This is a genomic window from Bradyrhizobium yuanmingense (genome assembly GCF_900094575.1).
In the GTDB taxonomy this organism is placed as follows: Bacteria; Pseudomonadota; Alphaproteobacteria; order Rhizobiales; family Xanthobacteraceae; genus Bradyrhizobium; species Bradyrhizobium yuanmingense.
This window is the reverse complement of the sequence record NZ_FMAE01000002.1, coordinates 125,646-139,413: the sequence shown is the minus strand read 5'-3', so window position 1 is coordinate 139,413 and position 13,768 is coordinate 125,646. Positions and strand designations below refer to the sequence as shown.

Annotated in this window: 11 protein-coding genes; 2 read left to right on the top strand and 9 right to left on the bottom strand. The window is 65.1% G+C overall.

Annotated features, from left to right (window positions below; all coding sequences use genetic code 11):
• Window positions 1-129: 129 nt before the first annotated feature.
• Entirely contained in the window at window positions 130-930 is an 801-nt protein-coding gene (fabI, locus tag GA0061099_RS05695; protein WP_036024482.1) for an enoyl-ACP reductase FabI, read from the top strand.
• 130 nt (window positions 931-1,060) lie between these two features.
• Here fabI and GA0061099_RS05690 read toward each other — a convergent pair whose 3' ends face one another.
• The 3 genes from GA0061099_RS05690 to GA0061099_RS05680 form a co-directional block, all read right to left on the bottom strand.
• Window positions 1,061-1,657, bottom strand: a complete 597-nt coding sequence (locus GA0061099_RS05690) for a glutathione S-transferase family protein (RefSeq protein ID WP_036024484.1) — start codon at window positions 1,655-1,657, stop codon at window positions 1,061-1,063.
• 167 nt (window positions 1,658-1,824) lie between these two features.
• Window positions 1,825-2,274 (bottom strand): GNAT family N-acetyltransferase, encoded by a 450-nt coding sequence (locus tag GA0061099_RS05685; RefSeq protein ID WP_036024486.1) that lies wholly within the window; start codon window positions 2,272-2,274, stop codon window positions 1,825-1,827.
• A 4-nt stretch (window positions 2,275-2,278) separates the two neighbouring features.
• Window positions 2,279-3,205 carry a hydrogen peroxide-inducible genes activator gene (locus GA0061099_RS05680; RefSeq protein ID WP_036024487.1) on the bottom strand — a complete coding sequence of 309 codons (927 nt, stop codon included), beginning with the start codon at window positions 3,203-3,205 and terminating at the stop codon, window positions 2,279-2,281.
• A 114-nt stretch (window positions 3,206-3,319) separates the two neighbouring features.
• Between GA0061099_RS05680 and katG the strand changes: the two genes are divergently transcribed.
• Window positions 3,320-5,494 carry a catalase/peroxidase HPI gene (gene katG / locus GA0061099_RS05675; RefSeq protein ID WP_036009010.1) on the top strand — a complete coding sequence of 725 codons (2,175 nt, stop codon included), beginning with the start codon at window positions 3,320-3,322 and terminating at the stop codon, window positions 5,492-5,494.
• 64 nt (window positions 5,495-5,558) lie between these two features.
• On the opposite strand, the gene GA0061099_RS05670 is transcribed toward katG, so the two are convergent.
• The 6 genes from GA0061099_RS05670 to infB all read right to left on the bottom strand — a co-directional run bounded on the left by GA0061099_RS05670 (window position 5,559) and on the right by infB (window position 13,716).
• Window positions 5,559-6,290 carry a superoxide dismutase gene (locus GA0061099_RS05670; RefSeq protein ID WP_036024489.1) on the bottom strand — a complete coding sequence of 244 codons (732 nt, stop codon included), beginning with the start codon at window positions 6,288-6,290 and terminating at the stop codon, window positions 5,559-5,561.
• A 203-nt stretch (window positions 6,291-6,493) separates the two neighbouring features.
• Window positions 6,494-8,656: a polyribonucleotide nucleotidyltransferase gene (gene pnp / locus GA0061099_RS05665; RefSeq protein ID WP_036024490.1), complete on the bottom strand. Its 2,163-nt coding sequence runs from the start codon at window positions 8,654-8,656 to the stop codon at window positions 6,494-6,496.
• Window positions 8,657-9,034: 378 nt separating this feature from the next.
• Window positions 9,035-9,304: a 30S ribosomal protein S15 gene (gene rpsO / locus GA0061099_RS05660; protein WP_008540131.1), complete on the bottom strand. Its 270-nt coding sequence runs from the start codon at window positions 9,302-9,304 to the stop codon at window positions 9,035-9,037.
• A 2-nt stretch (window positions 9,305-9,306) separates the two neighbouring features.
• A complete protein-coding gene (truB, locus tag GA0061099_RS05655) occupies window positions 9,307-10,425 on the bottom strand; it encodes a tRNA pseudouridine(55) synthase TruB (protein ID WP_036024493.1) in 1,119 nt (372 codons plus the stop codon).
• Window positions 10,422-10,853: a 30S ribosome-binding factor RbfA gene (rbfA, locus tag GA0061099_RS05650; protein WP_036008998.1), complete on the bottom strand. Its 432-nt coding sequence runs from the start codon at window positions 10,851-10,853 to the stop codon at window positions 10,422-10,424. Before rbfA ends, truB begins: the two co-directional genes overlap by 4 nt.
• Window positions 10,854-11,010: 157 nt before the next feature.
• Window positions 11,011-13,716, bottom strand: a complete 2,706-nt coding sequence (gene infB, locus GA0061099_RS05645; protein WP_074447575.1) for a translation initiation factor IF-2 — start codon at window positions 13,714-13,716, stop codon at window positions 11,011-11,013.
• Window positions 13,717-13,768: the final 52 nt, after the last annotated feature.

The window sequence follows — 13,768 nt, the reverse complement described above, 5'->3', positions numbered from 1 at the left end:
ACTTTGTCATGCCCCGCGAAGGCGGGGCATCCAGTACGCCGCGGCTTCTCTATTTATCACGACGGTCTCTGGAATACTGGATCGCCCGCCTGCGCGGGCGATGACGTCGAAAATAGGAGCGATGGCGGTATGGAAGGTTTGATGAAAGGCAAGCGCGGTCTGATCATGGGCATCGCCAATGATCATTCCATCGCCTGGGGCATGGCGCGGACGCTTCATGCCCATGGCGCCGAGCTTGCCTTCACCTTCCAGGGCGAGGCGCTCGGCAAGCGCGTCAAGCCGCTGGCGGAGCAGCTCGGCGTCGATCTGGTGCTGCCTTGCGACGTCGAGGACATCGCCAGCGTCGATGCCACCTTCGCGGTGCTCCGCGAAAAGTGGGGCAAGCTCGACTTCGTGATCCACGCGATCGGCTTTGCCGACAAGAACGAGCTGAAGGGCCGCTATGCCGACACCAGCCGCGAGAATTTCTCGCGCACCATGGTGATCTCCTGCTTCTCGTTCACGGAGGTCGCAAAGCGCGCCGCCGAGCTGATGACGGAGGGGGGCAGCATGATCACGCTGACCTTCGGCGCCTCAGAGCGCGCGATGCCGAACTACAACGTGATGGGCGTGGCCAAGGCGGCGCTGGAGGCCTCCGTGCGCTATCTCGCCGCCGATTTCGGACCGCGCGGCATCCGCGTCAACGCGATCTCCGCCGGCCCCATCCGCACGCTCGCCGGCTCCGGCATCGGCGAGGCGCGGGCGATGTTCGCCTTCATGCAGAAGCATTCGCCGCTGCGCCGCGGCGTCACGCTCGACGACCTCGGCGGCTCGGCGCTATATCTGTTGTCGGATCTCTCCGGCGGGGTGACCGGCGAAGTCCATTATGTGGATTCCGGCTACAACGTCATCCTGATGCCGCGGCCGGATGATCTGAAGTCATCGGAATAGCTTCGTAGCCTGGATGGAGCGCAGCGAAATCCGGGACAGGCTCATCCGCGGATGCGATTGCCCCGGATTGCGCTGCGCTCCATCCGGGCTACTGCAGCTACTTCGCTTTGCCTACCCTACGAGAGCTTGCTTAACCCGCCGCGATCTTCTCCGCGCGCTGGAAGGCCGGCCGCGCCGTGCAGCGCGCGAGATAGGCGTCGAACGCCGGGCGCGACGGCACCATCTTGAACAGGCGCACCGCGAAATTCAGGCCGGAGCCGATGACGACGTCGGCTGCGGAAAATTCCTCGCCGAGAATCCACGGGCCCTTCTCGAGCGCGGCCTCCAGCACGTCGAACACCTGCGTCGCGCTGCCCCAGGCCGCGGTCGAGGTCGGGATCTCGATCTTGGTGAAGATCTGGATAATGGCGGGCTCGATGCAGCCCGGCGAGAAGAACAGCCATTGCAGGTAGCGCGCCCGGCGCGGATCGGTCACGGCTGGCGCGAGCCTGGTTTCGGGATAGCGGTCGGCGATGTAGGCGCAGATCGCGGCGGCTTCGGCGAGCGCGGCATCGCCGTCGGTCAGCGCCGGCACCTTGCCCATCGGATTGATCTTCAGATAGTCCGGCGCCTTCTGCGCGCCGGTCGAGATGTCGGTCAGCACGCGCTCATAGGGCAGGCCGCTCTCCTCCATCAGCCAGAGCGTCGTGAACGAGCGCGAGCGGGGCGACCAATAGAGCTTGATCATGGCGTGGAACCTTCCATCGACGAGAAGCGAACAGCGCGATTCATGACGCGTTTGTAGCGCATTCGCAACGCACTACGTCTGGGCAAGGAGCCGGCTGCGCGAACGACATGTTGGTCAACGCGGCAGGTTGCCAGCGCGGCTCCCAAGCAAGCTGCGTACGGCTCCTACTATCGCTTCCACCGATAACACTTCATCACGAACCCGTTCGATGGCTCGATCTCTTCCCTCTCGAGCACAAAGCCTTCGCGCTCGTACCAGCGCCAGGCCTTTTCGTTCTCGCGGACGCAGCGCAGATACATCTCGTCGGGTATTTGCGTGCGCGTGAAGGCGAGCAGCTTCCGCCCGAGCGATTGCCCCTGATAGGCGGGCGCGACGAACAGCATGTCGAGATAGAGCTTTGGCAGATGCAGCGCCAGCATCGCCGCGAGCGTGCCGCGGTCGTCGGCGACGAACAGGCTCCAGCCGTTCTCGATCTCGCGCCGGATGCGCGCCCGCAGGTTCGCCAGCAGGAAGTCGCTGGCTTCGGCGAGCCCGGTCGAGACCCAGCTCTCCATCCAGACGCGCCCGATCTCGTCATATTCAACCGCGCGGGCGGGGCGGATGATCGGATGCGACATCCGGTCAGGCTTTCTGGCTGCGCACGGATTGCCGCACGCGGACCTTGCCCGCGGACAGACACACCACCTCGGAAATCTGCAGCAGCTGCCGCGCCAGCGGGCTGGTCTTGCGCCAGACCATGCCGATGGTGCGCGACGGCTCGGGGTCGCGGAAGCGCGCCAGCGAGACCGAGGCGGAGCGCGTCTCCACCGGCACCGCCATCTCCGGGATCAGGGTCACGCCGATGCCGGCGCTGACCATCTGCACCAGCGTCGACAGGGAGTTCGCATCCAGCATCTCGCGCGGCGGCGCGGCCTGCATGTTGCAGAAGGAGAGTGCCTGGTCGCGGAAGCAGTGCCCCTCCTCGAGCAGCAGAAGCCGCATCTCGCGCATCATCTCGCGTGACGGCACCGGTGTGCCTTCATCGGCGCCCGGCCGCACCAGCAGAAATTTCTCCTCGAACAGCGCGACCTCGGTGAGCGATGGCTCCGACACCGGCAGCGCCACGATGGCGGTGTCGAGCCGTCCCTCCACCAGTTCCTGGATCAGCCGCGGCGTCATGGTCTCGCGCACGCGGATGTCGAGCTCCGGGTGCATGCGCGTGAGGTTCTTGGTGATCTTGGGCAGCAAATAGGGCGCGATGGTCGGGATCATGCCGATGCGCAGGCGGCCGGCGAAGCGGTCCTGCGAAGCGCGCGCGAAATCGCCGAGCTCGTCGACCGAGCGCAGGATGTCGCGGACCCGTTGCGCCAGCTCCTCGCCGAACCGGGTCAGCGCGACCTGGCGCGCGCTGCGCTCCAGCAACAGGCCGCCGAGCGTCTCCTCCAGTTCCTTGATCTGCATCGACAGCGCCGGCTGCGAGATCGAGCAGGCCTCGGCGGCACGGCCGAAATGGCCGTGGCGCGCCAGCGCATCGAAATACCGGAGCTGGCGCAGCGTCAGATTGATCATCAGAAAATCCTATCGCAGCGATCATTAAAGTCAACTTCCCCTGATAGGACGCGACGCTTAGAGTGGTTCTACCTGGCCAAGGGCGCGAGTTCGACGCCGCCAGAGGAGGTATTCATGGACGACACTTCGAAGTGCCCGTTTTCGGGCGGAAAACCCACGCGCTCAAACCGCGATTGGTGGCCGACGCAGCTCAACATCGAGGTGCTGCACAAGAATTCCGACAAGTCCGATCCGATGGACAAGGACTTCGATTACGCCAAGGAGTTCAAGTCGCTCGACCTGAACGCGGTCATCAAGGACCTGACCGCGTTGATGACGGATTCTCAGGAATGGTGGCCGGCCGACTTCGGCCACTATGGCGGCCTCATGATCCGCATGGCCTGGCACAGCGCCGGCACCTATCGCACCACCGACGGCCGCGGCGGCGCCGGCGCCGGTCAGCAGCGTTTCGCCCCGCTCAACAGCTGGCCCGACAACGCCAATCTCGACAAGGCGCGCCGTCTGCTCTGGCCGATCAAGCAGAAATACGGCCAGAAGATTTCCTGGGCCGACCTGATGGTGCTCGCCGGCAACGTCGCGCTCGAATCGATGGGCTTCAAGACCTTTGGTTTCGCCGGCGGTCGCGTCGACGTCTGGGAGCCGGAAGAGCTCTATTGGGGGCCGGAAGGCACCTGGCTCGGTGATGAGCGCTACAGCGGCGAGCGCCAGCTCGCCGAGCCGCTCGGCGCGGTGCAGATGGGCCTCATCTACGTCAATCCGGAAGGCCCGAACGGCAAGCCGGATCCGGTCGCCGCGGCCAAGGACATCCGCGAGACCTTCGCCCGCATGGCGATGAACGACGAGGAGACCGTCGCGCTGATCGCTGGCGGCCACAGCTTCGGCAAGACCCATGGCGCCGGCGATCCCTCGCTGGTCGGTCCAGAACCGGAAGCCGGTGCGCTTGAAGACCAGGGCCTCGGCTGGAAGAGCAAGCATGGGGCGGGCCACTCCGCCGACTCCATCACCAGCGGTCTGGAAGTGACCTGGACGAAGACGCCGACGAAGTGGAGCAACAACTTCTTCGAAAATCTCTTCAACTTCGAATGGGAGCTGACGAAGAGCCCGGCCGGCGCTCAGCAATGGACCGCCAAGAACGCCGAAGCGATCATTCCGGACGCGTTCGATCCGTCGAAGAAGCATCGGCCGACCATGCTGACGACCGACCTCTCGCTGCGCTTCGATCCCGCATATGAGAAGATCTCGCGTCGCTTCCTGGAGAACCCGGATCAGTTCGCGGACGCCTTCGCCCGTGCCTGGTTCAAGCTCACCCATCGCGACATGGGTCCGATCCAGCGCTATCTCGGCCCGCTGGTGCCGAAGGAGACGCTGATCTGGCAGGATCCGATCCCGGCCGTGAACCACGAGCTGGTCAGTGAGCAGGACATCGCGGCCCTCAAGTCGAAGATCCTGGCCTCGGGCCTGACGGTGCCGGAGTTGGTCTCGACGGCCTGGGCCTCGGCCTCGACGTTCCGCGGCTCGGACAAGCGCGGCGGCGCCAACGGTGCGCGCATCCGCCTTGCTCCGCAGAAGGACTGGGAGGTCAACGAGCCGGCTCAGCTCGCCAAGGTGCTCGGCAAGCTCGAAGCGATCCAGAAGGACTTCAACGCCTCATCCGGCGCCAAGAAGGTCTCGCTCGCCGACCTGATCGTGCTCGGCGGCACCGCCGCCGTCGAGAAGGCTGCCAAGGATGCCGGCGTCGACGTCAAGGTCGGCTTCACGCCGGGCCGCATGGATGCTTCGCAGGAGCAGACCGATGCGGCCTCCTTCGCCCCGCTGGAGCCGCGAGCCGATGGCTTCCGCAACTACATCGGCAAGCGGCATCAGTTCATGCAGCCCGAAGAGGCCCTCGTCGACCGCGCCCAGCTGCTGCGGCTGACCGGTCCGGAGATGACGGTGCTGGTCGGTGGCCTGCGTGTGCTCGGCGCCAATGCCGGCGGGTTGAAGCACGGCGTCTTCACCTCGAAGGTGGGAACGCTAAGCAACGACTATTTCGTCAACCTGCTCGACATGAGCACGCAGTGGGCACCGCCCGGTGCGGACGGCGTCTACGAAGGCCGCGACCGCAAGACCAACACCGTCAAGTGGACCGCAACGCGCGTCGATCTGATCTTCGGCTCGCACTCGCAGCTTCGCGCCTTCGCCGAGGTCTATGCCACCTCGGACTCCAAGGAGAAGTTCGTGAAGGACTTTGCGAAAGCCTGGACCAAGGTGATGAACCTCGACCGCTACGACATCGCGGCGCGATCCTGATCGGGGGCCCGCAAACAAAAGGGCGGCCGAGAGGCCGCCCTTTTTTCATCATCCCGGATCGGCGTTACACGTCGAGTGTGCCGGCCTTCGCGGCAGCGTAGCGCTCGCCCACCGCCTTCCAGTTCACCGTATTCCACCATGCCTTGAGATAATCGGCGCGCCGGTTCTGGTAGTTCAGATAGTAGGCGTGCTCCCAGACGTCGTTGCCGAGCAGGGCCCGCTTGCCGTCCATCATCGGATTGTCCTGATTGGGCCTCGTCTCGATTGCGAGCTTGCCGTCCTTGCTGACGGTCACGAACACCCAGCCCGAGCCGAATACGCGCCCGCCGGCAGCGTTGAAGTCGGCCTGAAACTTTTCCATGCCCCCGAGGTCGCTGTCGATCGCGGCGAGCAGGGCACCTTCCGGCTTGCCGCCGTTCGGTCCCATGATCTGCCAGAACATCGTGTGGTTGGCGTGGCCGCCCATGTTGTTGCGGACGCCGGTGCGGATCGCGTCGGGAATGGCCCCGAGATTGCCCAGCACCTCGCCGACCGGCTTTCCCGCGATCTGCGGATTGTCCTTGGCGAAATTGTTCAGGTTGGTGATGAACGCCTGATGATGGCGGTCGTGGTGGATTTCCATCGTCTTGGCATCGATATGCGGTTCCAGCGCATTCGCCGGATAGGCCAAAGGATCGAGCTTGAACGGCCCTGTGGCCGCCGCGCCGGCTTGCGCAAACGCCATGCGCGGGGCAGCGGCAGCCGCGACGAGGCCGGTTGCAGTGAACATGAGGCGGCGCCGGGATATGGACGTCATTTGGTTCTCCTGTCTTGGGACGATCCGCTGATGAAGCGTACGGCGGTCCGATAGCTACGCAAGACCAACCATTCCGGGTTTCGATCGCGGTCACTCCGACGCTGCGGCGGAAGCGCGCATGGCCCGCGATGATGCAGGCGGCATGGCAAAGAAAAAGGGCGGCCTCTCGGCCGCCCTTCGCGTTTCCGGACTGTCGCGAGGCCTTACTCGCCGGCGGCTTCGCGCGGGGCCTTCTCGCCCTCGCCGCCCTTGTCCTTGCCTTCGAGGTCTTCGCCCGTGGTCTGGTCGACCACCTTCATCGACAGGCGGGTCTTGCCGCGATCGTCGAAGCCGAGCAGCTTGACCTTGACCTTGTCGCCTTCCTTGACGACGTCGGAGGTCTTCTGCACGCGGTTGGCCGCGAGCTGGCTGATGTGGACGAGACCATCCTTGGAACCGAAGAAGTTCACGAAGGCGCCGAACTCCATCACCTTGACGACAGTGCCGTCATAGATCTGGCCGACTTCCGGATCGGACGCGATCGACTTGATCCACTTGATCGCCGCCTTCATCGCCTCGCCGTCGCTGGAGGCGACCTTCACGGTGCCGTCATCCTCGATGTTGACCTTGGCGCCGGTCTTCTCGACGATCTCGCGGATCACCTTGCCGCCGGTGCCGATCACCTCGCGGATCTTGTCGGTGGCGATCTTGAAGGTCTCGATGCGCGGCGCATATTCGCCGAGCTCGGCGCGGGCCGCGGTGAGGGCCTTGGCCATCTCGCCGAGGATATGGATGCGGCCGTCCTTGGCCTGAGCCAGCGCGACCTTCATGATCTCTTCGGTGATGCCCTCGATCTTGATGTCCATCTGGAGCGAGGTGATGCCCGCTTCCGTGCCGGCGACCTTGAAGTCCATGTCGCCGAGATGGTCCTCGTCGCCGAGGATGTCCGAGAGAACCGCAAAGCGCTTGTCTTCGAGGATCAGGCCCATCGCGATGCCCGCGGTCGGCCGCTTCAGCGGCACGCCCGCATCCATTAGCGCCAGCGAGGCGCCGCAGACCGAAGCCATCGAGGACGAGCCGTTGGACTCGGTGATCTCCGAGACCACGCGCGTGGTGTAGGGGAATTCATGGTGCGGCGGCAGCACCGGACGAATCGCGCGCCAGGCCAGCTTGCCGTGGCCGATCTCGCGGCGCTTGGTGCCGCCGAGGCGGCCGGTCTCGCCGACCGAATAGGGCGGGAAGTTGTAGTGCAGCAGGAACGTTTCCTTGTAGGTTCCGGACAGCGCGTCGATGTACTGCTCGTCCTCGCCGGTGCCGAGCGTGGTCACGACCATCGCCTGGGTCTCGCCGCGGGTGAACAGCGCCGAGCCGTGGGCGCGGGGCAGCACGCCGACCTCGGCGACGATGTTGCGCACCGTCTTGCTGTCGCGGCCGTCGATGCGCTTGCCGGTGTCGAGAATATTCCAGCGAACGATCTTGGCCTCGAGCTCCTTGAACACGCCGGCGACACGGAGCTTGTCGTATTTCGGCTCCTGGCCCTCCGGGAAGTAGTGGGCCATCACCTTTTCCTTGGCGACGCCGACGGCGGCATAACGCTCCTGCTTGATCGGAATCGCATAGGCGGCGCGCAGCTCCTGCTCGACCAGGCCGAGCATCTCCTTCTCGAGCGCGGCGTTGTCGATGACGGTGACTTCGCGCGGCTCCTTGGCGGCCTTCTCGGCGAGCTCGATGATCGCGTTGATGACAGGCTGGAAGTGGCGGTGACCAAACATCACCGCGCCGAGCATGATGTCTTCGTTCAGTTCCTTGGCTTCCGATTCCACCATCAGCACGGCGTCGGCAGTGCCGGCGACGACGAGGTCGAGCTGGGTGTCGACCATCTCGTCGAGCGTCGGATTGAGAATGAACTCGTCGTTGGCGAAGCCGACGCGGGCCGCGCCGATCGGGCCCTTGAACGGCACGCCGGACAGCGTCAGCGCCGCGGAGGCCGCGACCATCGCCACGACGTCGGGATCGTTCTCCATGTCGTGCGACAGCACGGTGACGATCACCTGGGTCTCGTTACGCCAGCCGTCGACGAACAGCGGGCGGATCGGTCGGTCGATCAGGCGGGAGACCAGCGTCTCCTTCTCGGTCGGACGGCCCTCGCGCTTGAAATAGCCGCCGGGAATGCGGCCCGCAGCGTAGGCCTTTTCCTGGTAATCGACGGTCAGCGGCAGGAAGTCGACGCCCTCGCGCGGCGCCTTCGCCGCGACGACGGTGGCGAGCACCACGGTCTCGCCATAGGTGGCGACGACGGCGCCGTCGGCCTGGCGGGCGATCTTGCCGGTTTCGAGCTTGAGTGGGCGTCCGCCCCAGTCGATTTCGACTGAATGCTTATTGAACATAGAGGTCTTCTTTCATGGGTTCTCGAAAGAAGGGACGGCTCTCGAAAAACAAAAACCATGCGCAAGATTGCGGGACGCTGATCGGAGCGGATGATCAGCGTCCTGCGATCCTGCCATGGTTTTTGGATGTCGGATGGCGTCCATCCTTTCGGGTCATACGGGCGCCTTGCCCGTTGTGCCCAGCCGCCGGATTGCTGCTGGACTGTCAGTCGGCACGACTGCGAACACCGAACCGCGGTCTTCGCCGTTCATGCCCGGATGCCGGCCGCCAACGACCTGCATCCGACGTGCGCGCAACCTCGATCAAAAAGCTTAAAACAAGCGCTTTCGTTCGAAACCACGCGCGAAAACGCGCGCCGGTGGCGCGCGCAGGAACTCTTAACGACGAATATTGTGCTTCTCGAGCAGCGCCTTGTACCGCGCCTCGTCCTTCTTCTTGAGGTAGTCGAGGAGCGAGCGGCGGGTCGAGACCAGCTTCAAGAGGCCACGACGCGAATGGTTGTCCTTCACGTGGGTCTTGAAATGGTTGGTGAGGTTGTTGATGCGTTCCGACAGGATCGCGACCTGAACCTCGGGCGAGCCGGTGTCGCCGGCCTTGGTGGCATTCGTCTTGATGACTTCCGCTTTGCGTTCTGCGGCAATCGACATCGTCAATTTCTCTCGTTGCGACCGGGGCTGGCAGTCAGGCCGGTCAGGTTGAACACACGCTTGGGGATGATTTCGCCATTGCCAACTTCGGCAAGCGCCAAAAGACGGCCTGCCACCGTGACATAGACTGTGCCGCTACAAGTGGGCGCATCCCGTCCGCGCAACAAAACGGCCTGGCCCCGATGGAGCCTTGCCGCATCAGCCCGAGTGACGGCCAGTGCCGGGATGTCGTCCAGCGCGGTCTCAACGGGCAAAAGCGCGTCGGCGAGGCTGCCCTCGCCGGACGCGGCTCTATCGCACAAAGACTCCAACTGATCCAGCGGAATCATGTCGTTTTCGCCAAATGGGCCGACCAGGGTCCGCCTCAGCGCGCAGATATGGCCGTAAGTGCCGAGAATCCGGCCCATATCGCGGGCGAGCGCCCGCACATAGGTGCCCTTGCCGCACTCGGCCTCGAACACGGCCCGGTCGTTATCTGGTTGATCGACAAGGGTTAAATGGTGAATCTCGACCGGGCGGGGCGCCAGTTCCACGATCTCGCCGTCGCGGGCGAGGTCATAGGCGCGCTCGCCCTGGACCTTGATCGCCGAATAGCGCGGCGGGATCTGCTCGATCACCCCGGTGAAGCGGGGCAGCAAAGCCAGGATGGCCTCCCGGCTCGGGCGCTGGTCCGAGGTCGCGGTCACTCGGCCCTCGATGTCGTCGGTGTCGCGCTCCTCGCCCCAGCAGACCGTGAAGCGGTAGCGCTTGCGGCCGTCCATCACGAAGGGGACGGTCTTGGTGGCTTCCCCGAGCGCGATCGGCAAGCCCCCCGAGGCGAGCGGATCGAGCGTGCCGGCGTGTCCGGCGCGCTTGGCGTTGAACAGGCGCTTGAGCACGGCGACCGCCTGCGTCGAGGTCATGCCGATCGGCTTGTCGAGCACGACCCAGCCATGGACGTCGCGGCGGTCGCGGCGGACCTGGTTGCCCTTCTGCTGCTTGGCCCGCGGATCGTTGTTGACGCGGCGCGGCTCCTGATGCGGCTGCGAATTGCCGCCCATCTCCGCGAAATCGTTGGTCTGCGCGTCGCGCTGATCGGTGTCGTTGCCGCCGATCGTGCCGTGAGCGGGGTCCATGGTCATTGCTCTTCTTCCCGATCCGAATGCGGATCCTGTTCCAAATCCTTCTGCACCGCAGGCGTTCGCAAAAGCTTCTCGATCCGTTCCGCTTCGTCGAATCGTTCGTCGACGCGGAAGCGAATGTCAGGTGCAAATTTCAGGTTAACGCGCCGCGCGACCTCGCCGCGCAAGAACTTCTTGTTGCGCTCGAGCGCAGCGATGACGATCTCGGTGTCGCGGCCACCGAGCGGCATCACGTAGACCGTCGCGAGCTTCAGGTCGGGCGACATCCGCACCTCCGGCACGGTGATGATGTGACCTTCGAGGTCGGCATCATGCACATTGCCTTGCGCCAGAATATCGGCCATCGCGTGGCGAACCTGCTCGCCGACGCGCAGCTGACGCTGCGAGCCGCCGGGCGCGGAACTCTTCTTCTGATGATGCCGTGGCATTTTTTCGAAAATCACCTCGTCATGCCCGCATCTGGGACACGGGCATTGTCATTTGTCCTGTTGAAACGAAGAGGGGGTGGATGGCCGGAAAAAACCGGCCATCGCACTCCCGCAATCTCAGTTCAAAAAGATCCGAACGCTTCGGTAAGATTTGGACTTACAGGGAGCGCTGGATCGTCTCCACGCGATAACACTCGATCACGTCACCGGCACGCATGTCGTGGTAGTTCTCGAAGGCCATGCCGCATTCCTGGCCGGATTGGACTTCCTTCACTTCGTCCTTGAAGCGCTTCAGCGTCGACAGCTTGCCTTCGTGCACGACGACGTTGTCGCGGATCAGGCGCACATTGGCGCCGCGTTCCACGGTGCCGTCGGTGACGCGGCAGCCGGCGACCTTGCCGACCTTGGAGATGTTGAAGATCTCCAGGATCTCGGCATTGCCCAGCATGGTTTCGCGCAAGGTCGGCGCGAGCAGACCGCTCATCGCCTTCTTCACGTCGTCCACGAGGTCGTAGATGATGTTGTAGTAGCGGATCTCGATGCCGTTGCGCTTGGCGGCCGCAGCGGCCTCCTTGTTGGCGCGAACCGAGAAGCCGATGATCGCGGCGTTGAAGCCTTCGGCCAGCGTCACGTCGGATTCCGAGATGCCGCCGACGCCGGCATGCAGGATGCGGGCGGCGACCTCGTCGGTGCCGAGCTTCTCCAGCGAGCCGAGGATGGCTTCCAGCGAGCCCTGCACGTCGGCCTTGACGATCAGCGGGAATTCCTTGCGGCCCGCCGTCTTCAATTGCGACATCATCTGCTCGAGCGAGCCGCGCATGCCGGAGATCGAGGCTGCCGCGTTCTCGCGCTTCTGGTGCGCGCGGTAGCTGGTGACCTGGCGGGCGCGGGCTTCGTTCTCGACCACCGCGAGACGATCGCCGGCCTCAGGCGGGCCGTTGAAGCCGAGCACCTCGACCGGCACCGAGGGGCCGGCCTCCTGCACGGTCTCGCCCTGATCGGAGATCAGCGCGCGGACGCGGCCCATTTCGGCACCGGCGACGATGATGTCGCCGACGCGAAGAGTGCCGCGCTGGACCAGCACGGTCGCGACCGGACCACGGCCGCGATCGAGCTTGGCCTCGATCACGGTGCCTTCGGCCGGACGCTCCGAATTGGTCTTGAGGTCGAGGATTTCGGCCTGCAGCGCGATCATCTCGAGCAGCTTGTCGAGATTGGTCTTGTTCTTGGCGGACACCTCGACGTCGACGACTTCGCCGCCGAAAGATTCCACCTGCACCTCGTGCTGGAGCAGCTCGGTGCGCACGCGCTCGGGCTTGGCATCGGGCTTGTCGATCTTGTTGATGGCAACGATGATCGGCACGCCGGCCGCCTTGGCGTGATTGATGGCTTCGACCGTCTGCGGCATCACGCCGTCATCGGCCGCGACCACCAGCACGACGATGTCGGTCACCTTGGCGCCGCGGGCGCGCATCGCGGTGAACGCTGCGTGGCCGGGCGTGTCGATGAAGGTGATCTTCTTGCCGGTTTCAGGCGATGTCACCTGATAGGCGCCGATGTGCTGGGTGATGCCGCCGGCTTCGCCGGAGACCACGTTGGCGTGACGGAGCGCGTCGAGCAGCGAGGTCTTGCCGTGGTCGACGTGACCCATGACGGTCACCACGGGCGAACGGGTCTCGGTGTCGGTCGAATCGTCGGTAGCGTCGAACAGACCTTCTTCAACGTCGGAGGCGGCAACGCGCTTGACGGTGTGGCCGAGCTCTTCGGCAATCAGCTGCGCGGTGTCGGCGTCGATCACGTCGGTGATCTTGTGCATCGCGCCCTGCTTCATCAGCATGCGGATGACGTCGACCGCGCGCTCGGACATGCGGTTGGCGAGTTCCTGGATGGTGATCGCTTCCGGAATGACCACTTCGCGGATGAGCTTTTCCTTGGGCTCGTTCGAAGCGTGGCCCTTCAGGCGCTGGGTGCGGCGGCGGAACGAGGCGATCGAGCGCTCGCGCACCTCATCGGCATTGAGCGCGGTGACGACGGTCAGGCGGCCGCGCTCCTTCTGCGGGCCGGGCTTGTGGGTGGGCTTGGGGGCCACCACGGGACGCGCGGCGCCGCCGGGACCGCGGCGGATCTGGCGCGGCGCCTCGTCGTCGTCAGCTTCGGCCGCAACGGCGGGGCCGCGGCCAGCCGGTCCACCCGGACGCTGCGCGGTCGTGGTTGCAGGGCGCGCCGTCGTGGTTCCAGGACGCGCTGTGGTGGTGGTTCCAGGCCGGGACGCAGGCGCACCGGGGCGCGGTGCGGAGGCGGCCGGTACCGCGGCGGCGGGACGCGGTGCGGACGGCTGCTCGCCTTCGCCAAAACGCTTCTTGGCCTCGGTCTCGGCCTTCCGCTTGGCTTCGTCCTCGTGACGGTGGCGCTCTTCCTCGGCCTTGCGGCGGGATTCGGCGGCTTCGCGCTCGGCGCGCTCGGCAGCCTCACGGGCGGCGCGGCGCTGGGCCTCTTCCTCGGCCTGGCGGCGTTCCTCGACCTCGCGCAGCTTGGCATCGGCCAGCGCACTGGCACGGGCCGAACGCTCATCCTCGGTGAGGGTGCGAAGCACCACGCCGGAACCGGCGTTGCGCGGCGGGGGCGGAGCCGGACGCGGCGGCGCGGCGGGTGCGGCCGGCGCCGGCTTTGCCGTCACCTCGGGCGCGTGCGGCTCGGGTCCATCGCCAATGCGGCGCTTGCCGCGCTTCTCGACCACGACCTGCTTGCTGCGGCCATGGCTGAAGCTCTGGCGCACGGTGCCCGTTTCGACGCGCGGCTTGAGCGATAGCGTCTTGCTCGGAACGCTCAGCTTCTTGTCGCCAGGGGTCTTGGTATCAACCATTCAGCAGTCCTAATCCTGATTTATCAGTGTTGTGCGTTGCCGCACCATCCAA